Annotated in this window: 15 protein-coding genes; 3 read left to right on the top strand and 12 right to left on the bottom strand. The window is 71.8% G+C overall.

The window, feature by feature from the left end; translation table 11 throughout:
- The first annotated feature begins 4 nt into the window (after positions 1–4).
- Positions 5–1,993 (top strand): fumarate reductase/succinate dehydrogenase flavoprotein subunit, encoded by a 1,989-nt coding sequence (locus TR48_RS28805; RefSeq protein ID WP_084729848.1) that lies wholly within the window; start codon positions 5–7, stop codon positions 1,991–1,993.
- Positions 1,990–2,757 (top strand): succinate dehydrogenase/fumarate reductase iron-sulfur subunit, encoded by a 768-nt coding sequence (locus TR48_RS28800; protein ID WP_042372754.1) that lies wholly within the window; start codon positions 1,990–1,992, stop codon positions 2,755–2,757. The genes TR48_RS28805 and TR48_RS28800 overlap by 4 nt, the downstream gene beginning before the upstream one ends.
- 285 nt (positions 2,758–3,042) lie before the next feature.
- Here TR48_RS28800 and TR48_RS28795 read toward each other — a convergent pair whose 3' ends face one another.
- The 5 genes from TR48_RS28795 to TR48_RS28775 form a co-directional block, all read right to left on the bottom strand.
- Positions 3,043–5,601 (bottom strand): SpoIIE family protein phosphatase, encoded by a 2,559-nt coding sequence (locus TR48_RS28795; protein ID WP_084729847.1) that lies wholly within the window; start codon positions 5,599–5,601, stop codon positions 3,043–3,045.
- Positions 5,602–5,837: 236 nt separating this feature from the next.
- Complete coding sequence (locus tag TR48_RS28790) at positions 5,838–8,477, bottom strand: SpoIIE family protein phosphatase (protein ID WP_268873606.1); 2,640 nt, start codon at positions 8,475–8,477, stop codon at positions 5,838–5,840.
- Between the two features lie 469 nt (positions 8,478–8,946).
- Positions 8,947–9,282, bottom strand: coding sequence for a (deoxy)nucleoside triphosphate pyrophosphohydrolase (locus TR48_RS45890; protein WP_042372781.1), 336 nt, complete (start codon positions 9,280–9,282; stop codon positions 8,947–8,949).
- 287 nt (positions 9,283–9,569) lie between these two features.
- On the bottom strand, positions 9,570–10,013 hold the full coding sequence (locus tag TR48_RS28780; protein ID WP_042372753.1) for an RpiB/LacA/LacB family sugar-phosphate isomerase: 444 nt from the start codon (positions 10,011–10,013) through the stop codon (positions 9,570–9,572).
- 15 nt (positions 10,014–10,028) lie between these two features.
- Positions 10,029–10,691, bottom strand: coding sequence for a TetR/AcrR family transcriptional regulator (locus tag TR48_RS28775; protein ID WP_042372752.1), 663 nt, complete (start codon positions 10,689–10,691; stop codon positions 10,029–10,031).
- Between the two features lie 152 nt (positions 10,692–10,843).
- Here TR48_RS28775 and TR48_RS28770 point away from each other — a divergent pair, with 152 nt between their 5' ends.
- A complete protein-coding gene (locus TR48_RS28770; protein ID WP_063771086.1) occupies positions 10,844–13,147 on the top strand; it encodes an MMPL family transporter in 2,304 nt (767 codons plus the stop codon).
- Positions 13,148–13,266: 119 nt separating this feature from the next.
- Here the strand turns inward: TR48_RS28770 and TR48_RS28765 are convergent, their stop codons facing one another.
- The 7 genes from TR48_RS28765 to TR48_RS28745 all read right to left on the bottom strand — a co-directional run bounded on the left by TR48_RS28765 (position 13,267) and on the right by TR48_RS28745 (position 18,225).
- Positions 13,267–14,982, bottom strand: a complete 1,716-nt coding sequence (locus tag TR48_RS28765) for a DUF885 domain-containing protein (RefSeq protein WP_161789925.1) — start codon at positions 14,980–14,982, stop codon at positions 13,267–13,269.
- Positions 14,983–15,144: 162 nt separating this feature from the next.
- Positions 15,145–15,210 carry a hypothetical protein gene (locus TR48_RS46870; RefSeq protein WP_439654502.1) on the bottom strand — a complete coding sequence of 22 codons (66 nt, stop codon included), beginning with the start codon at positions 15,208–15,210 and terminating at the stop codon, positions 15,145–15,147.
- A 151-nt stretch (positions 15,211–15,361) separates the two neighbouring features.
- A complete protein-coding gene (locus TR48_RS28760) occupies positions 15,362–16,768 on the bottom strand; it encodes an FtsW/RodA/SpoVE family cell cycle protein (protein ID WP_042372750.1) in 1,407 nt (468 codons plus the stop codon).
- Positions 16,769–16,876: 108 nt separating this feature from the next.
- Positions 16,877–17,107 carry a hypothetical protein gene (locus TR48_RS28755; RefSeq protein WP_042372749.1) on the bottom strand — a complete coding sequence of 77 codons (231 nt, stop codon included), beginning with the start codon at positions 17,105–17,107 and terminating at the stop codon, positions 16,877–16,879.
- Between the two features lie 396 nt (positions 17,108–17,503).
- The gene (locus tag TR48_RS42405; protein WP_152628232.1) at positions 17,504–17,695 is read right to left on the bottom strand and encodes a hypothetical protein; all 192 of its coding nucleotides are present in this window, start codon (positions 17,693–17,695) and stop codon (positions 17,504–17,506) included.
- 3 nt (positions 17,696–17,698) lie between these two features.
- Positions 17,699–17,968 carry a Txe/YoeB family addiction module toxin gene (locus tag TR48_RS28750; RefSeq protein ID WP_042372748.1) on the bottom strand — a complete coding sequence of 90 codons (270 nt, stop codon included), beginning with the start codon at positions 17,966–17,968 and terminating at the stop codon, positions 17,699–17,701.
- Positions 17,965–18,225 (bottom strand): type II toxin-antitoxin system Phd/YefM family antitoxin, encoded by a 261-nt coding sequence (locus TR48_RS28745; RefSeq protein ID WP_042372746.1) that lies wholly within the window; start codon positions 18,223–18,225, stop codon positions 17,965–17,967. The genes TR48_RS28750 and TR48_RS28745 overlap by 4 nt, the downstream gene beginning before the upstream one ends.
- Positions 18,226–19,285 lie beyond the last annotated feature (1,060 nt).

Below are 19,285 nucleotides of genomic sequence, written 5' to 3'. Positions count from 1 at the left end.
CTTCATGACCGAGGTGGAGCGCCACGACTTCGACGTGGTGGTGGTGGGCGCCGGCGGCGCCGGGCTGCGGGCGGCGATCGAGGCCCGCGAGCACGGCAGGCGGACCGCGATCATCTGCAAGTCGCTCTTCGGCAAGGCTCACACCGTGATGGCCGAGGGCGGCATCGCGGCCAGCATGGGCAACGTCAACGGCCAGGACAACTGGCAGGTGCACTTCCGCGACACCATGCGCGGCGGCAAGTTCCTCAACCACTGGCGGATGGCCGAACTGCACGCCAAGGAGGCCCCCGAGCGGGTCTGGGAGCTGGAGACCTGGGGTGCGCTCTTCGACCGCACCAAGGACGGCAAGATCTCGCAGCGCAACTTCGGCGGCCACGAGTACCCGCGCCTGGCCCACGTCGGCGACCGCACCGGCCTGGAGCTGATCCGCACGCTGCAGCAGAAGGTCGTCAGCCTGCAGCAGGAGGACTTCCGCGAGCACGGCGACTACGAGGCGCGGATCAAGGTCTTCCAGGAGTACACCGTCACCCGGGTGTTGAAGGCTCCTGGCCTCGGCGGCTCCGCCACGGGCGAGCGGGTGAGCGGGGTCTTCGGCTACCAGCGCGAGTCGGGGCGTTTCTTCGTCATCGAGGCGCCGGCCGTCGTCCTGGCCACGGGCGGCATCGGCAAGTCGTTCAAGGTGACCTCCAACTCCTGGGAGTACACCGGCGACGGCCACGCGCTGGCGCTGCTGGCGGGCGCGAACCTGATCAACATGGAGTTCGTCCAGTTCCACCCGACCGGCATGGTCTGGCCGCCGTCGGTGAAGGGCATCTTGGTCACCGAGTCCGTGCGCGGCGACGGGGGCGTGCTGCGCAACAGCGACGGCAAGCGGTTCATGTTCGACTACATCCCCGACGTCTTCCGCGAGAAGTACGCGGAGACGGAGGAGGAGGGCGACCGCTGGTACCAGGACCAGGCCAACAACCGCCGCCCGCCGGAGCTGCTGCCCCGCGACGAGGTGGCCCGCGCCATCAACAGCGAGGTCAAGGCCGGTCGCGGCACCCCGCACGGCGGCGTCTTCCTGGACGTCTCCACGCGCCTGCCCGCGGAGGAGATCCGGCGCCGGCTGCCGTCGATGCACCACCAGTTCAAGGAGCTGGCCGACGTCGACATCACCGCCGAGCCGATGGAGGTCGGTCCGACCTGCCACTACGTCATGGGCGGCGTCGAGGTCGACCCGGACACCGCGTCCTCCTGCGTGCCCGGCCTGTTCGCGGCCGGCGAGGTCGCCGGCGGCATGCACGGCTCCAACCGTCTGGGCGGCAACTCCCTGTCCGACCTTCTGGTCTTCGGTCGCCGGGCAGGGCTGCACGCAGCCGAGTACGCGGACGCCGCCCGGGAGAGCCGCCCGGTGGTCGACCAGGAGCAGATCGACGCGGCGGCTGAGGAGGCGCTGGCGCCCTTCTCGGCCGACGGCGGCGAGAACCCCTACGGCCTGCACCAGGAACTGCAGCAGTCGATGAACGACCTGGTCGGCATCATCCGGCGCGAGGGCGAGATGGAGGAGGCCCTCCAGCGGCTATCGGTCCTGCGCGAGCGGGCCGTGAACGCAGGCGTCGAGGGTCACCGCCAGTTCAACCCCGGCTGGCACCTGGCCCTGGACCTGCGCAACATGCTGCTGGTCTCGGAATGCGTGGCCCGCGCCGCGCTGGAGCGCCAGGAGAGCCGCGGCGGCCACACCCGCGAGGACCACCCGGCGATGGCCCCCGAGTGGCGCCGCGTGCTGCTCGCCTGCTCGCTCGCGGACAAGCCCGTTCCCGGCGAGGGCGCGATCGTCCTCCAGCGGAAGGAGAACCCGTCCATCCGCGAGGACCTGCTGGGCCTGTTCGGCATCGACGAGCTCAAGAAGTACCTGACCGAGGACGAGCTGCCCGGCGCGGACGCGGACCTCCCGCCGCAGCGCGCGGACGCGGACGCCGACAAGAAGAGTGAGAACGGAGCGGAGCATTGAGCTACGAGGCCACGTTCCGCGTCTGGCGCGGCGACGCCGAGGGCGGGGAACTGACGGACTTCCAGGTCGAGGTCAACGACGGCGAGGTGGTGCTCGACGTCGTCCACCGCATCCAGGCGACCCAGGCTCCCGATCTCGCCGTCCGCTGGAACTGCAAGGCCGGCAAGTGCGGTTCCTGCAGCGCGGAGATCAACGGCCGGCCGCGGCTGATGTGCATGACCCGCATGTCGACCCTGCCGCCGGGCGAGACGGTGACCATCACCCCGATGCGCACCTTCCCGGTGCTGCGGGATCTGGTCACGGACGTGGGCTTCAACTACCAGAAGGCCCGCGAGATCCCCTCGTTCATCCCGCCGCAGGGCGTGAAGCCCGGCGAGTACCGGATGCAGCAGGAGGATGTGAACCGCTCGCAGGAGTTCCGCAAGTGCATCGAGTGCTTCCTGTGCCAGAACACCTGCCACGTGATTCGTGACCACGAGGAGAACAAGCCGGCCTTCGCCGGCCCGCGGTTCCTGATGCGCGTGGGCGAGCTGGACATGCACCCCCTCGACGCCGCCTCCGACTCCGGCCTCGACCGGAAGGCCACGGCCCAGGAGGAGCACGGGCTGGGCTACTGCAACATCACCAAGTGCTGCACGGAGGTCTGCCCGGAGGGCATCAAGATCACGGACAACGCACTGATCCCACTCAAGGAACGGGCGGTCGACCGCAAGTACGACCCGCTGGTCTGGCTGGGCAGCAAGATCGGCCTACGACGGGGGTGAGGCACCACCCTCAGGTGGCGGCCCCCTGAGGTGGTGGCCCCCTGAGGTGGCGATCCCCTGAGGTGGCGGCCCCCTGAGGTGGCGACCCCTCAGGGGGCGACCACCCTCAGGGGGGCAACCGCATCAGGAGGCGCGAGGAACTGCGCGACCAGCCACTGACACGCGGATGGTCCTCAACGCGCTGGGCCATCCGCACCGGGTGGTTCTCGCGCAGTTCCCCGCGCCCCAGGCAGTGCACCCACCCGCACCCACCCGCGGGAACGAAAGCTCGGCCTGGCCGCGCCGCTAGGGGGTTGCGGGGAGGCCGAGTTCGAACCAGACCGCCTTGCCGTTGGGAGTCCGGCGACTCCCCCAGCGGTCGGCCAGCAGGCTGACCAACTGGAGGCCGCGGCCGCCCTCGTCCGTGTCGCGGGCGCGGCGCTGGCGCGGCTGCGCGTAGCCGTTGTCCCAGACCTCGCAGACCAGGACGGAGTCCCGCAGCAGGCGCACGCGGATGTCGCCGCGGCCGTGCCGCAGCGCGTTCGTCGCCAGCTCGCTGACCAGCAGCTCGACGGTGTCGACCAGTTCGTCCAGGCCGCAGGCGAGCAGCCAGCCGCAGGCCAGTTCACGGGCGCGGGCGACCGAGGTGGGCTCGGAGGGCAGAACCCAGTCCCCGACGGAGTTGCTCGGCAGGGCGCGCACCCGCGCCATCAGCAGGGCGATGTCGTCCTCGCCGTGGTGCGGGTCGAGTTCCGTCAGCAACTGGTCGCAGAGGGCTTCGAGTGGACGCTCGGGGCCGCTGAGCGCGGAGCGCAGCGCGGAGAGGCCGTCCTCGAGCTGGTGCTTGCGGGATTCGACCAGCCCGTCCGTGTAGAGCCCGAACAGCGCGCCGTCCGGGAGCTCGACGGTGACCTCCTCGAAGGGCTCGCCGCCGACGCCCAACGGCAGGCCCTCGGGGACCTCCAGCATCAGGGCCGGGTTGTCGCCGCCCGCGGGGTCGACCACGACCGGCGGGAGGTGGCCCGCGTTGGCGATCGTGCAGCGGCGCGTGACCGCGTCGAAGACGGCGTACACGCAGGTGGCGAGGTAGAGCTCGCCCGACTCGCCGCCGTCGGACTCCGGGTCGGCGGACAACCCGCGGGCGATCTCGTCGAGTTGGGTCAGCACGTCGGCGGGGTCGAGGTCCAGCAGGGAGAGCGTGCGCACCGCCGTCCGCAGCTGGCCCATGGCGACCGCCGCACGCAGCCCGCGGCCCATGACGTCGCCGACGACGAGCGCGGTGCGGTTGCCGGGCAGCGGGATGACGTCGAACCAGTCGCCGCCGACCTCGGTGCCGCTCCCGGCAGGGCGGTAGCGGCAGGCGATCTCCAGGCCGGAGGCCTCGGGGTTGCCGGGGGGCAACAGGGAGCGCTGCAGGATCAGTGCGCGCTCGTGTTCACGCCGGTAGAGGCGGGCGTTGTCGATACACACCGCGGCCCGCGCGACCAGCTCGGTCGCGATGGCGACGTCGCGTGCGTCGAAGGGCTCGCTGCCCTTGGCGCGGGAGAGCTGGACCAGGCCGAGCACCTTCTCCCTGGCGACCATCGGCACCACCATGGCGCTGTGGATCAGCGGGTTGGGGTCCGGGTTGCCGGGGCCGATCAGCGTGAGGCTGCGGCCGGTGCGCAGCGCCTTGGCGTAAGGGGAGCGCGGCGGGTAGCAGAACGCGCCGCCGACCTCCGCGGCCGGGGTGGACGGGGCCTCGTGCGTCGGAGCGGCGTCGTGGTGCACGGTGCTGGCCGAGGCGACGCGGCGCAGCTCGCCGGTGCCGTCGCCGTCGTCGACCCGGCGGCCCTCCGCGTCGGCGGTGAGCACCGCGTTGTAGAGGTCGACGGTGGCCACGTCGCAGAAGCCGGGCACGGTGACGTCGAGCAGCTCGCGGGCGGTGGTCTCCAGGTCGAGGGTCGAGCCGATGTGGCGGCTGGCCTCGTTGAGCAGGGCGAGGCTGCGGCGCGCGCTGGCGGCCTCGCGCTCGGCCCGGGCCCGGCCGGTGACGTCCACGACCTGCCCGGCCACGCCCATGGGGCGGTCGCCGGTGCTCAGCAGCCGGTAGAGCGAGATCGACCAGCGGCGTCTGCCGCGGGTCGGCAGCACTCCGCTGAAGGTCACGTCGACGACCGGCTCGCCGCTCTCCAGCACGTCGGCGACGGCCCGGCCGAGCCGGAGGGCGTCGCGCGGGGCCATCAGGTCGACCGGGGCGAGGCCGACCAGGTCCTCCGCCGGGAGGCCGAGGACCTCGGCGAAGCTGTCGTTGACCCGGCGGATGCGGCACTCGCGGTCGAAGAGCACGAACCCCGTCGGCGCCTGGCCGAAGACGGCCTCCGAGGCGGCCAGTTCGGTCTCGATCGCGCGCAGCTTGCGCAGGTCCACGGCCAGGCAAACGACGCCGGGGCGTCCGTCGTGGCCACGAGCGGGCATCAGGTAGAGCTCGGCGACGCGCTCCTGGCCGTCCGCGTCGCGGTAGGGCGCGGTGCCGACCCACTCCTTGCCGCCGAGGGTCTCCTCGATCCGCTCCCGTCCGCGTCGCCACAGCTCACGCGGGGCGAAGGTGGTCACCGGGTCGGCGCCGACCACCTCGTCGGCGCGCAGCCCGAAGAACTCGGCGGCACGGTCGCTCCATTGGGAGATCAGCCCGTCGCCGTCGAGCGAGAAGGCGGCGACCTGTATGTAGTCGTAGACGGAGCCCGGCTCGCCGTGACCCGACAGGTTGGGCGACGTGGCGTGCAGCCGCACCTCCCCGGCCGGATGCGGGATGACGGCATCCGCACCGCCCTCGGGCGTGAACGCGGCCGGCTCGGCGGCCTCACGTGACGGCGTGTCGCTCAACTACCGACTCCTGTGGCGATCTGCGCTGGGGCACCTCCCGGCCGAAGCCCGGTGGAGCATGTCGCGTTCCGAGTATTCATCATCCCGGTGATCTCGCCTACGCCCTGACCGATCTCAACATCACATCGAGCGAGGGAACGTGAGGCGATCCCCTGCCACCGCGGGGCACGGTGTCCGGAATCGGAACCATACGCCTCAGTCAGGCCGAACGGGAGGTACTCGACGTGTCCAGTTGATCAAGAACTGGTGGAGACATCAGTCTCACCAGGAACATCGGACCGGATTTGTTCGAACCAGACGACTTTTCCTTCCCCTTCGGCGCGTGTCCCCCAGCGGTTCGCCAGCCGGTGCACCAACTGCAGGCCGCGGCCGCCCTCGTCGGTGCCGGCGGCCTCGCGCTCACGCGGCGGGTCGGGCAGCGGATCGGCGACCTCGACCAGCAGCGTCTCCTCGCGGAGCGCCAGCCGCAGCCCGATCGGCGCGCTCGCGTACCGGACCGCGTTCGTCACCAGCTCGCTGACCAGCAGTTCCGTCGTGTCCAGCAGGCGCTCCTCGTCCCAGTCGTGCAGCGTCGCCCGGACCAGACGGCGGCCGTGCGCGGGCGCGGAGGGCTCAGCGCTGAGCGTCCAGCGCTCCTCCCGCAACACGGTCGGCTCGGGCGTCCCTCCCAGCCGGGCCAGCAGCAGCGCCACGTCGTCCGGCTCCTGTCCCTGGTCGAGGGTGCGCACGACCGCTTCGCACGCCTCCTCGACCGAGGCGTGCGGAAGCTCCAGCACGGCGCTCAGTCGGCGCGTGCCCACGTCGATGTCCTCCGTGCGCGACTCCACCAGCCCATCGGTGTACAGCGCGAGCAGGCTGCCCTCCGGCACGGTGAGCTCGGTCACCTCGAAGGGAACCCCGCCCACGCCCAGCGGCGCGCCCGAGGGCAGCGCCAGCACGGTCGCCGATCCGCCGCCCAGCCGCTCCCCGCCCGGCGCGGCCGTCGGAGTCGGGGTGATGAGCAGCGGTTCGGTGTGACCGGCCTTGGAGAGCACCAGCTTGTGCGCGGAGGGATCGTAGACCGCGTACACGCAGGTGGCGATCAGCGCCTCCTCCGGTCCCTGGGCCAGGTCGTCGGCGAGGTCGTGAACCTTCTGCAGCAGCCGGTGCGGGGGCAGGTCGAGCCCCGCGAGAGTGCGCACGGCGGTGCGCAGGCGGCCCATCGTCGCGGCGGCGCGCAGGCCGTGGCCCATGACGTCGCCGACCACCAGCGCGGTGCGGCCGCGTGGCAGGGGGATCACGTCGAACCAGTCGCCGCCCACCTCCGCGCCGCTGCTGCCCGGCACGTACCGGTAGCCGACCTCCATGCCCGGCGGCTGGGCCACCGACTGCGGCAGCAGGCTGCGCTGCAGCATCAGCGCGGCGGCGCGCTCGCGGGCGTAGAGGCGGGCGTTGTCGAGCGAGGCCCCGGCGCGGTCCGCCAGCTCGGTGGCGAAGACGACGTCGTCGTGGTCGAAGCCCTCACGCCGCCCGGCCCGGTCCAGGATCAGCAGGCCGAGCACGATGCCGCGCGCCCGCAGCGGCACCACCAGCATCGAGTGCACACCGAGCCGGTACGCGGCGCGGACCCGCGGGTCGCCCTGCCCGGACACGTCCTCCAGGCGGGTGGCCGCGTCCAGGGTCAACGGCATGCCGGTCCGGAGCACCCGGCCGAAGAGCGACTCGTCGGTCATGGTGATCCGCGCGCCGGGCGTCTGCATCGCGTCCGCGTCCGGCCCCGGCACGACGGCGGCGGCCGCGGCCATGATCAGCGGTGTGAGCCGTGTGTGCGGGTGTCTGGGCAGTTCCGAGCCGTCCAGCACGGCCTCCAGCAGGGCGACCCCGGAGTGGTCGCCGAGACGCGGCACGAGCGCGCCGGCCAGCTCCTGCGCGATCAGTTCGGCGTCCAGCAGGTCCCCGATCCGGCTGCCGACCTCGTTGAGCAGCGCGAGCCGCTGCCGCGCGTGCTCGACCTTGGCCACGGAGCGGTAGCGGTCCGTCACATCCATGATCATGCCGGTCAGACCGAGGATCCGACCCGAGCGGTCGTGCAGCCGCGAGTAGGAGACGGAGCGGTAGCCGGGCTCGCCCGGATCGGCGCTGTTGACCGTCACGTCGATCACCGGCTCGCCGGTGGCCAGCACCTGCCGCTGCACCGCCATCACCTCGTCCGCGGCGAGCTGCGGCAGCGCCTCGCCGGCCGTCCGCCCGAGGTGCGCCTCGACGGGCAGGCCGTTCATGCGGGCGAGCGTCTCGTTGATCCGTACGTACCGCAGGTCGCGGTCGAAGATCGCCAGACCGAGCGGCGACTGCTCGAAGAGCGCCTCCTGCACGGCCAGCCCCTGCTCCAGCCCGAGGAGCGCGGCGGCGTCCGCGAAGCGGCAGAGCAGAAACGGTACGCCGTCGCCGTTCTCGAGCAGCGAGAGTCGCGCCTCCAAGCGCACGCTCTGCCCGTCGTGGTGCTGCAGCCGCACGATCCCCGACCAGGACTCGGCGTCGCGCAGCACGCCCGCGATCGCGTCGTGCGCGACCTTGTACATCTCGGCGTCGTCCCCGAGCAGCACCTCCAGGTCGCGGCCGACCAGCGCGTCGCTCGGCCAGCCGAGCAGCTCCTCGGCCGCGTGGCTCCAGAGCATCACCCGGCCCTGCTCGTCCAGCAGGGCGATGGCGACACGCACCAGGTCGAGCAGGCTCTCGGTCCGACGCCCGACCCCCTCCTCCAGCTCTGCGCCGACCGCCAGCGCGTCCGGGAAGGGCGCGGGCGTGGCAGCGCGCGACCCGGCACGACGGACGATCCCCCCGACACCACCCGCCGCCGGCCTTCGCCGCAGGCGCGCACGCGCGTCAGCTCGCCTCACGTCTCCCCAGTCCCGGCCACCGCTCCGGTGGGTGGCCGGATACTGACATACCCACCTTAAACCGGCCGTACCCCGCCGGATGGGTCATCTTCGAGCAGGGATGAAGGCGGCCCGTCCCAGGCGTGGCAAACCGCCCTGAGAAGCCCGTGCACACGGCCCGCGCGGGGCCGACTCGGCGCGCTCGCGCGCCCGCCGGGACCCAGGGTTCGCGGCGCCCGCACCGGGGGCGGCTCCCGGCCGAAGGCCAGAGATCCCGGCGGGAGGCGACAGACCGGCGCGGCGGGAAGCGACAGACCGGCGCGGCGACCTACGAGATCCGTGGATCCACGCCGACAGCGGCTCCCGACCGAAGGCCGGGGGAGTCCGGGAGGAGCCAGGGGAGCCCGGGCGCGGGACCGGAGGAGCCGAGGGGACCTGGGGAGCCCGGGGGAAACCCGCAGGTCAGCGGCTCACCCCGGGAGGGGCGCCGCTACAGCCGCCTGGCCACGTGCGGCAGGGCGAAGCGGTCCTGGGGCAGCCAGTCGACCGAGTCCAGCGTGCTCGCGTCCAGCCAGCGCAGCTCGTCGTGGTCCTGGAGCGGGCGGGGCTCGCCCGACAGCAGCTCCGCGGCCCAGATCTGAAGCTCCAGCCCCGGCCGGACCTCCCACGCCCCGGGCAGGCGCTCCACCGCGCGCGCGGTCACGCCCAGCTCCTCCCGGAGCTCCCGCTCCAGCGCCGCCGGCACGCTCTCCCCCGGCTCGACCTTGCCGCCGGGGAACTCCCACCGGCCCGCCAGCGCCTCCGGCGCGGACCGTCGCGCCGCCAGGACCCGGCGGCCCCGCCCCCCACCGCCGCCACCGTCGCCCCTGGAGTCGCCACCGTCGGAATCGCCGCCGGAATCGCCGCGAGCATCGGCCTCGGCGGCCTCGAAGAGCGCCGCCCCCACCACGATCCGGGCGGCCTGCGCCACCCAGTACAGCTGCTTGTGCCCCCGCGCCTCGAACTCCGCCGCCGCGGCCTCCGCCTCCGCGCGGACCTCGAAGCGGGCCATCTCGACGCGGTTGCTGTTGTCGTCCTGACGCATCAGGATCCAGCCCGTCCCGGCGCCGCCGCTCATCCGCGGCCGATTCTGGCGAGGTGGGCGATGTTCTCCTGGTCGTCCGGCTCCTGGCTCGGCGCGCCGTCGAACCACGCGTCGAGGATCTCCGACAGCATCGGGGTGGAGGTCAGCCGCAGGCTCAGCGCGAGGACGTTGGCGTCGTTCCAGCGGCGCGCGCCGCCCGCGGTGTAGCCGTCGGTGCACAGCGCCGCGCGCACGCCGGGGAGCTTGTTGGCGGCGATCGACGCGCCCGTGCCGGTCCAGCAGCAGACCACCGCCTGGTCGGCGCGGCCCTCCACCACGTCGCGCGCAGCGGCCTCGCTGCAGAAGGCCCAGTCGTCCTTCTCGTCGGGCTCCAGCGCACCGTGCCTGATCACCGAATGGCCCCGGCGCTGAAGCTCGGTGACCAGCTGTCGGGCGACGCCCTCATCCATGTCGGAGGAAACCGAGATCCGCATACGGGAAGCGTAGCTTCAGCCCGGGAGGTCCAGGCAGGCAAAGGCCTCCTGGACGAGGGCGACCGGGTCGACCGAGAGCCGCTCGGGCTCGCTGACGCTGCCGTAGGCCAGCCGCACGGCCCGGAGCACGCCCACGCCCGCGCGGCTCAGGACCGACGCCCGCAGCGCGACGGACGCGGCCTCGCCGCCCTCGCGCAGCAGCCGGTCCGCGAACGCGGCGGCCACGGCCTGCTCCATGTCGTAGAGCAGGTGCTTGTCGCCACGCCCGTCCGTGCGGCCGTCGGTGCGGGTGATCCCATGCAAGGGGCCCGAGCCGGCGAGCAGCACCGCGGGGTTGGTCCCGTTGCGGCGGGCGACCTCCAGGACGGCGCTGCGCAGGGCGACGAGCGGCGGCTCGGCGCCGGGACGGTCGCGGATCTCGGCGGCGAGCAACGGCACCAGATCGCGGACCTGCTGCAGGACCAGGCTCTCCTTGCTCGGGAAGTAGCGGAAGAAGGTGCGTTCCCCGACGCCGGCGGCCGCGGCGATGTCGCGGACGGTCGTCGACTCGTAGCCGCGCTCCTGGAAGAGGCGGCCGGCGGCCTCGATCAGGGCTTCGTGGGTACGGCGCTTGTTCTGCTGCCGACGGCCCTCGGCCTGCTCGCTCAGGCGCGCGGATCCTCCTGCGGTTGTGTCCACAGGCCAAGCATCTCAGCCTTGAGGATGAAACTGGCAGTTCTGCCACTTTGCTACCGTGGCAGAACTGCCAGTTTTTCGGATCGCGGGTCCTCCAGCACCGCGGTCACCGCGGTCGTCCCCTCCCGGGGCGACCGGAGCCCACCGGAGCCCCCATGCCCACCGTTCTTCACCGCCTCGGCAGGTTCGCCTTCCGCCACCGCCGCAGCGTGCTCGCGCTCTGGCTGGCGGTCGTGGCCGCCGTGGTCGCCTGCACCGTTGCCTTCGGCGGCAGCGGCAAGTTCGACAACACCTTCTCGATCCCCGGCTCGGAGTCCCAGCAGGCCCTGGACCGGATGAAGACCGATTTCCCGACCTCCTCGGGCACCAGCGCGCAGATCGTGTTCACAGCCCCGGCCGGGCAGAAGGTGACCGACCCCGCGGACGCCGCCGCGATCCGCGCGGCTGTGAACGCCGCCGCCACCGCACCGCAGGTGGCCCGGGTGGTCAGCCCGTTCGACGCGCGCACCGTCTCTCCCGACGGCACGACCGCCGTCGCGCAGGTCCAGTACGAGGTGCCGAGCAGCGGCCTCGCCTCCGGCTCGCTGGACGCGCTGAAATCGGCCGTCTCGACGTCCGTCTCCGGCAGCGACCAGCCGGGCGTGAAGACCGAGGTCGGCGGCGCGGCCTACGGCAACGCGCCGGGCAAGTCCGACAGCGATCTGATCGGCGTCGGCGTGGCGCTGCTCATCCTGGTCGTCACCTTCGGCTCGCTGCTGAGCGCCGGCATACCGCTGGTGACGGCCGTCTTCGGGGTCGCCACGGCCATCTTCGGGCTGCTCTCGCTCACCGGCGTCGTCGCCATCTCCTCCACGGCGCAGAGCCTGGCCCTGATGATCGGTCTGGCCGTGGGCATCGACTACGCCCTCTTCATCGTCACCCGCCACCGCTCCCAGCTCGCCCAGGGCATGGACCCGGAGGAGTCCGCCGCGCTGGCCGTCGGCACGGCCGGCAGCGCCGTCGTCTTCGCCGGACTGACCGTCGTGATCGCCATGGCGGGGCTCACCGTGGTCGGCATCCCGTTCCTGACCGCCATGGGACTGGCCGCGGCGGGCGCGGTCCTCACCGCGGTCCTGGTGGCGACCACCCTGCTGCCCGCGATCCTCGGCTTCGCCGGCGCACGTCTGGCGCCGCGTCCGGGCTCACGCGCCGCCCGCCGCGAGGCGGCGGCGAGCGGGACCGCCGGCGCCGGAACCGGTCGGGCCGCGAACGCGGCCGAAGCGTGGTTCCGCCAGGTCACCCGCCGCCCGCTGCTCGCCCTCGCGGCGGTCGCCGTCGTGCTCGGCGCGCTCGCCTGGCCGGCGCACTCCATGAAACTCGCCCTGCCCGACAACGGAACCGCGCCGGCGGGCAGTTCACAGCGCGTCGCCTACGACGAGATCAGCCAGAAGTTCGGTCCCGGCTTCAACGGTCCCCTGCTCGTCCTCGCGAACACCGGCGGCAGCGCCGACCCCCAGCAGGCCGCCGGGCGGATCGCCTCGACCCTGCAAGGCCTCCCGGACGTCGCGGCCGTCGGCAAGCCCGTCCTCAACCCGGCCACGCACGCCGCGCTCATCCAGGTCGTACCCCGGACCGGCCCCAGCGACAGCGCGACGAAGACCCTGGTCAACACCATCCGCGACGACCGCGCCGCGATCCAGCGGCAGACGGGCGCGACGATCCAGGTCACCGGCAGCACCGCGGTCCAGATCGACGTCGCCGCCAAGCTCAACGCGGCGCTGCTGCCCTTCGCCGCGGTCGTGGTCGGTCTCTCGCTGCTCCTGCTGCTCCTGGTCTTCCGCTCGGTCGTGGTGCCGCTCAAGGCCGCCGCCGGATTCGTCCTGTCCGTCGCGGCCACCCTCGGCGCGGTCGTCTCGGTCTTCCAACTCGGGCATATGGGCAGCCTGTTCGGCCTCGACACGACCGGTCCGATCAGCAGCTTCCTGCCGATCCTGCTGCTGGCCGTGCTGTTCGGCCTCGCGATGGACTACGAGGTCTTCCTCGTCTCCCGGATGCGCGAGTCCTACACAGCCACCGGCGACCCCCTCCAGGCCGTCCACTCCGGCGCCCGCCACAGCGGCCGGGTCGTCACGGCGGCGGCGCTCATCATGATCTCCGTCTTCGCGGCCTTCCTCGGCACCGACAACATCATGCTCAAGCAGATCGCCTTCGCCCTGGCCACCGGCGTGCTGCTGGACGCCTTCGTGATCCGGATGACCTTCGTCCCCGCCGTGCTCGCCCTCACTCGGCGCGCCGCCTGGTGGCTCCCGCGTCCGCTGGCCCGGCTCCTGCCCGACCTCGACATCGAGGGCGAACGCCTCCAGCACGTCACCGCTTTCCCAACCCCGACCCCGACCTCGGTTTCGGCTGCGGCCTCGGCTTCGGCTTCGGTTGCGGCGGCTTCGGCTTCGGCTTCGGCGACCGACGGCCGACTGCGGTAACCCGTCGACTGAGCCCCGGCCGAACCTCCGTCAGCGCACGTCCGAGAGGCCGCCGACCCCGAGCACCCGGGGTCGGCGGCCTCCTCGCGCGCCCGCTCGGGGCCGGGACCGCCGCGCGACTACGGCACCCGCGCCCCGTCCTTCACCCACGCGCCGACGGACGCGGCGAGCACGTCGAGCGGCATGGACCCGTCCGCCAGCACGAGATCGTGGAACTCGGCGATGTCGAAGGCCGACCCGAGGGCCGCCCTCGCCTCGTCCCGCAACTGCTCCAGGCGCACCTGCCCGACCATGTACGACAACGCCTGGCCCGGAACGGCGATGTAACGGTCGATCTCGTTCTCGACCGCCTCCGGGGAGCGGTCGGAATTGGCACGCAGGTACTCCAGGGCCCGGTTCCTGGACCAGCCCAGGGCGTGGACGCCGGTGTCGACCACGAGACGCGCCGCCCGCATCAGCGCCTCGGTGCACATGCCGAGGCGCGCCTCCGGCGAGCTGTAGAGACCCATCGCGTCGGCGAGCCGCTCCGCGTACAGGCCCCAGCCCTCCGAGTGCGCGGCGAGCCGCCGGTGCCGCCGGAAGTCCGGCAGGTCGTCCCCGCCGGCCGCCACGGACACCTGGAGGTGGTGGCCGGGCACCCCCTCGTGGAAGGCGAGCGCCTCGATTCCGCCGGCCGGCCTGCCCACGGCCTGACGGGTGTTCACCCACAGCACCCCGGGCCGGCTGCCGTCCGCCGACGGCCACAGGTAGTAGGCGGCCGCCCCTCCGCCCGCCTGATGCGGATCGAGCGCACGGATCTCGCAGTCCGGCAGACGACGGTCCTTGAACCATCCCGGCAGTGCCTCCCGCGCGCGCCCGTAGGCGGCACGGATGCAGTCCAGCACCTCGTCGGGGCTGTCGAAGACCCGGCCCCCGCCGGCATGCGCCCGCTGCAGGACCGCCTCGCACCGCCCGGTCCCGAACACCGCCTCCCCCAGCTCGGCGATCTCCTCCCGGAGTTCGGCCACCCGTGCCAGGCCGAGCCGGTGGATCTCCTCGGCCGAGTAGACGGTCGTGGTGTACAGACGCATCTCCGCGCCGTAGGCCTGCTCGCCGCCGGGCACATGGCACAGACCCGGGTGCTCGTCGTCCCGGGCCACCGGCAGCAGCTCGTTCAGCCAGACCGACCGCAGCCGGTCGAGCGCGGGCCGCACGTGCTCCCGCAGGGCCCCGGCCGCCTTGGCCTGCCAGCCGTCGTGCAGGGTGGCCGCCGAGAGCACCGGCCGCAGCAACGGGTCGGTCGCCACGTCACCGGCCAGGTAGCCGTCCAACTGCCGCACGGCCGAACGCACTCCGGACGCCACGGGGAATCGGCCGTCCTCCCGAGCCTGCCGGTAGCGGAGTCCGAGGCCGTCGAAGTACCCGCCCAGCGCCTCCAGTCTGCGCACGAACGCCTCGGCCGTCGCATCGTCCGGCAGGGACGCGTGCCCGACCATGGAGAGCGTCATCGAGAGGTCTCCCCCGATGCTCCCGGACACGGAGACCTCGCCCGTGGCGGCTTCGAGACTGTCCGCCTCGAGCCGCAGGCGCTCCAGCAGGATGGCGCGGGTCAGCGCCCGCGAGCGGTCCAGCCCGGAGGGATCGATGCCCTCCCCGCGCACCGCGAACGCGCGCAGCCGCGCGATCCATCGTGCGTCGCCCTCCCGCGACGGGTCGGCGACCCGGGACTCGTACCCGGCGAAGCCGAGCGTCGAGGCGAAGACGGGCTGCGCGTCGAGATGCCCGTGGAAGTAGTCGGCGGCGAGCCGCTCCAACTCCTCGGCCGCCCCACCTTTCGCCCCACTCACCGCTTCCACCCAAGCCACCCTTCGTCGACGGAACAGGCTCTTCCCTGGTTTTATCCAACCGAAATGGGCGTGAACATGCCAGTCGCGACGGGAGCAGCCCGGCCGCATCGAGGACGGGAACGACCGGGCCACGGCGGCTCGGGCGCGCGTCACACGTTGAGGCGGTCCACCTCAGCCCTCGTAGTGGTAGCGGCATTGCGCGATCAGGATCGAATCCTCAGTGACCTTGTCGATCAGCCGGTGCTCGTCGTTGATCCGCCGCGACAGTAGCCCTGGAAGCCGTCGTCGGTCACGGCATTGAGCACCTCCGTGTCGTTTCCCTACTGCGCTGGTGAAGGCCTGTCCCGCTAGGGACGCACACCGTCTGGCTGGTGCGGCGGCCCTGCTTTCACTGGGCGTCGGCGAAGTGGGCGCGGATCTCTCCGGTGGAGACGGTGAGCGTATCTCCCGGATGGGGTGGGGGGCTGAGTTCGCTGCGGCCGGCGGCGTCGCTGAGTTTGATGAGCAGGGCAGCGAGCAGCCAGTTGGCGACGGCGGAAGAGCCGCCCTGCGAGACGAAGGGAAGGGCCTTGCCGGTCTCGGGCAGCAGGCCGACGACGCCGCCTGCGACGACGAACACCTGAAGCACCAGGACGCTGGCGAGCCCGGCGGCGAGGAGCTTGCCGAAGGGGTCGGTGAGCGAAATGGCTGCCCGCCAACCCCGGTGCGCGAGCAGGAGGTAGAGGCAGAGCAGCGCCATCAGGCCAGCCGTGCCCAACTCCTCGCCGAACGCGGCGAAGATCCAGTCGCTGCGGCCCGCGGTGCCGATCAGCCATGACTGGCCTCGCCCCAGGCCGGTGCCGGAAATGCGACCGTGGCCGAGGGCGAAGAGCGCCAGTGCGGGTTGGTTCGTGACGGTCGGGTGCGGCAGGAACGCGTCCATCGGGTGCAGCCAGGCGGTGACGCGCTGCCCGACATGGGAGGAGGCCGCCCCGACGACGCCGCCACCCACCACGGCCAGGAGCAGGCCGACGACGACCCATCCGATCCGCTGGGTCGTGATGTACAGCATCAGGATGAAGATGCCGAAGATGATCAGAGAGGTGCCGAGGTCGACCTCGACGACCAGCACGAGCAGACAGAGCGCCCAGACCACCAGCAGGGGTCCGAGGTCCCGCATGCGCGGCAGGCTCACCCCCCAGAATCTCCGGCCGACCAGCACCAGGACGTCCCGGTTGGCCATCAGGTAGCCGGCGAAGAACACGATCATGCCGATCTTGGTGAACTCGTCCGGTTCCACATGGAGCGGGCCGAGGCTGATCCAGCGCTTGGCACCGTTGATGGCCGGGAAGAACGCGGGTGCGATCAGCAGCACCATGGACAGGGCCATGGTCAGGTAGGTGTAGCGCTGGAGCAGCCGGTGGTGCTTGACCACCGCCAGGGCCACGACGAAGACAAGGGCCGCGATGACCGTCCACTGGAGCTGCGTCGGCGCCTCCGGCGTCGCGTCCGACGGGTCGAAGCCGGCGTCGATGAGGGCGTAGGTGATGTCGAGCCGGTGGACCATGGTCAGCCCCAGCCCGGTCAGCAGCACCGCGATCGGCAGGATCAGCGGGTCGGCGTGGCGGGCCCAGCGGCGGACCGCCAGGTGCGCGAGGACGGCCGCAACCGTCAATACCCCGCACAGTCCGCCGAAGTTGTCGGGGAGTGCACCGTGCAGGGTGAGTTCCACCTGTACGTCGGCGAAGACCGAGATCGCCGCCGCGAACAGCACCAGCCCCAACTCGATGTTCCGGCGGCCGACAGCAGTCCCCACAATGTTCCCCCGTCAGTGGATTGGGGCGGCGGATCTTGTCGGCCGCCCCCGCGTCAGACGTTGTTTCGTGAACTGACGGTTCCTCGAACCGTGGGGACCTGCGGGGAATCAGTCCGCACTGCGGAGCAAACGGTCGTCCTTGGACGCCCAGAACACGACGATGGTTGCGCCTGCGGCGAGGGCCACCAGTGCGGTCAGACCGGCGGGCACTGAGGCGTTCCACGCGGACCCGTTCCACAGGTAGGTCTGGAACTGGTCCTCGTGTGTGAAGCCCATCCACGCGCTGACCCAGTAGTGCGGGGTCGCGGCGGCGAAGGCTGTCCGGTTGAGGGGCGACATCCTGACGGCGGCCCCTTGAACGCCGCTGAATCCAGCGGAGGCTGGCGAGCGCGTGTACGCCCTCGTGGCCCGCGCCACGCGCCAAGGGGCCTGGCAGTGGCTCGCAGGCCCTCCAGGTCGGGGGTCGCGGGGTAGCGCAGTTCGCGGGCCAGCATCAGCGGGTGCTGGTGCAGTACTTGGTTGGCCGCCTGGCGCGCCTCCATCGCCGCCGCCCCGAGGGAACCACGACTGTCGCGCGGTCGCTCGAACGGCACGGATCGTCGGACACGAGGCACGCCCCTGGTCGGATCGCTGGGAGTGGAAGCGGCCACTGTGGGCACGGTCATCGGATGCGCGAGCGCACACCGCCCACGAATCAGCCCGCCGGCCTGCGGCTTCCGCAAGCCAGCTGGCTGCTCAGCAGATCATCAGACGCTGAAGAGCGGAACGGCCGACGTAACCGCAATCACCTGCGGAAACGCGCAAGACGGCCGCTGTATCAAGCACGCATCCAGCACCGGCGACGGCGTACGCGAAGCCGATCGGGGCACAGACCTGCCACACGACCGTTCCGGAAGCTGGCAGATCGACGTCCAGCACCGGCGTCACGCCTCAACGGTCGGAGTAATGGCCGTAGACCCGGGCAACCTCCAGTACGTCACCGTTAACCCGGTAGACGAGTCGGTGCTCCTCCGTGATGCGCCGCGAGCACCAACCCTTCAATGCCCCCTTCAGCATCTCGGGCCTTCCAACGCCGTCGCCGTCATCGGGGTTCCTCTGAATGTCCGCGATCAAGAGGTTCACGCGCTTGAGCGTGCGCCTGTCGGTCATGGCCCACTGCGCGTACTGCTCCCAAGCGCGAGTGGAGAACATGACCTTCATTCCGCCGCCTCGGGGTCGATCAGGTCGCGCACAGTACCGCGCCCGGCCTCCAGCTCCGCGACGGACTCCATCAGCTCAGCGGCGGTGCGCGCATTGCCCAGCAGGTACATGGTCTCCGTCCACGCTTCGTAGTCCGACTCCGCCATGAGAACGGCGTTCCCCTGCTTGGAGGCGATCCGCACCGGCGCGTGATCGTCGTTGACCTTCTTGAGCAGGGGGAAGAAGTCCCGCCGCGCCTCGGTTCCAGTGATCGTCATTTACTGTCGCCCCTTTCGCGCCAACCATCCCCGTGCATTGTACTGAAAACCGTACACTATCGGTACGGAATTCGGTACCATGCATGTCCGTCAGGGGGAACGACTCCGTCTCCGCCGTCTCCTCTGGCGTGCTCAACCGCCGCGACTCCACCGCCGCCACAAGCCTCCTCGCCTACTGGCGGCCGCTCAGGGCCGGATGCATGCGGGCACCGGGGCCACTTTGGCGCTGTTCCCGGCCGGGTCTGCCGTTTGGGCCCGGGGGTCGGTCAGCGGTTGCGGCGGCGGGTGCGCCTGGCGCGGCGCGTCGGGCTGCGGCACCCTGGCTCAGCGGCCCAGCAGCGAGGGCCTGGAGGTGGGCGAGGCCCTCGCGGCCGCAGGGGCGGAGGTCTGGGCGCGGGCGCAGTGGTTCGGCCTCGTCGCTGGGGACCGCGGCGGCGTCGATCTCGAGCATCGCGCGGGCGCGCAGGCGGAAGGGCATGGCGCGGATGGTCGCGGGCGGGGGCCGGGCCGCCGTGCGCCTCCGTCCAGGCGGCGAGTTCGAGGCGGGCGGAGTCCTGGTCGTGTCGCTGCGCGGCGAGCTACGACAGGCACCACCGAACCGGTCGACAGCGGTCGCTATCGGAGCTTCCGATGCAACGACCGCTCCACGAACCGACGGCAACTGCGCCGATCCGGTCCACGGCACAGCCTCCGACGCCGGACCGACGGCCCGTCAGATCGTCCAGCACCCATCCAGCACCGCATTCGATCAACGCACGCAGCGCTCCAGCGACGAGCGCGGCGGACCAGTCCCCACCTGCTCTTTTGGATGCGAGTCCGACAATCGCCGGATGTCTGAACGTTCCGGCGCAACGTACGAGGTCAGGACCCTGGAACCCCAAATCGACCCGCTGACCTGCGGTTTCCGCAAGCCAGCGGGCTGCTCAGCAGACCATCACACGTTGAAGCGGAAGATTTCATACACCGCAGTCACCTGCTGAAACGCCCGGACGGGGGACCCTACCCAGCACGGATCCAGCACCGTCGCGGTCACCAAGCGGCGCAAATCGCCTACTACTAG

Source organism: Streptacidiphilus neutrinimicus (assembly GCF_000787815.1).
GTDB classification, from domain to species: Bacteria; Actinomycetota; Actinomycetes; order Streptomycetales; family Streptomycetaceae; genus Streptacidiphilus; species Streptacidiphilus neutrinimicus.
Note: the sequence above shows the minus strand (reverse complement) of the source record. Positions and strands in the feature narration are given on the sequence as shown.